Below are 512 nucleotides of genomic sequence, written 5' to 3'. Positions count from 1 at the left end.
GGCCAGACAAGCGCCGAAATGGTTGCTGGATTTGCCGTCGTTGCAACCGCAGACCCGGGTTTCGGTGGCGGAGTTGTTGAAGGTGTTGGCCGTGATGCCGGCGCAGGATCAGGCGCGAAGGGTGTTGCTCGATGTGGTGCTCAATGCCGCGGATGGCAATGTCGTGGGTGAACTCGGTGGTCGGTTGCGGGTGAAAACCTGGAGCTGGCTGGGGGATCAGGATCCTTCGTCGCGCCAAGGCGGATTCGCGGGCTGGACGGTAGACGGCACGCCGATCTGGGCCGGTGGGCGTGGCACCAGCCAAATGGTGTTGCGCCATTATGGTCAGTCGCTGGCGACGGTGCTGCCCTCGTCGTGGCCAGCCGAGGCAGGGAAGTGCGTTGAGGTCGGTCTGTTCGCGCGTTATCCACTGAAACGCGTGTTGTCGGGGGATCGCGTTATAGCGCCCGGCCCTTTGCAAGGCGACTACCGCGTCGAGTTCGCCAACGGCAATCAACTCGATATCCACAGCG

At 63.1% G+C, this 512-nt stretch carries 1 protein-coding gene; it reads left to right on the top strand.

Annotated features, from left to right (window positions below):
• Nucleotides 1-22: 22 nt before the first annotated feature.
• The coding region (locus tag AC1DF0_RS32120) for a DUF2300 domain-containing protein (RefSeq protein ID WP_477577616.1) at nucleotides 23-512 on the top strand (490 nt) is incomplete at its 3' end.

The sequence above is a fragment of the Paenibacillus sp. 05T425 genome (genome assembly GCF_056396205.1).
The sequence above is the reverse complement of the archived record's forward strand: the minus strand, read 5'-3'. Positions and strand labels throughout refer to the sequence as shown.